The sequence below is a fragment of the Nocardia sp. NRRL S-836 genome (assembly GCF_001279525.1).
Classification (GTDB): domain Bacteria; phylum Actinomycetota; class Actinomycetes; order Mycobacteriales; family Pseudonocardiaceae; genus Lentzea.
The window spans coordinates 1-208 of record NZ_LGDY01000088.1 but is presented as its reverse complement, the minus strand read 5'-3'; the positions used below and the strand labels follow the sequence as shown (position 1 = coordinate 208).

At 69.2% G+C, this 208-nt stretch carries 1 protein-coding gene; it reads left to right on the top strand.

Annotated features, from left to right (window positions below; genetic code table 11):
* A partial coding sequence (locus ADL03_RS09475) for a tetratricopeptide repeat protein (protein WP_157528411.1) occupies positions 1–208 on the top strand: 208 nt, incomplete at both ends.

Genomic DNA, 208 nt, shown 5'->3' with positions numbered 1-208 from the left:
CCGAACACGCTGAGCTCGCGGAACAACCTGGCCAACGCCTACCAGGCGGCGGGTGATCTGGACCGGGCGATCCCGCTGCACGAGGCGACCCTCACCGACCGCGAGCGACTGCTGGGCCCTGATCACCCGAACACGCTGAGCTCGCGGAACAACCTGGCCAACGCCTACCAGGCGGCGGGTGATCTGGACCGGGCGATCCCGCTGTACG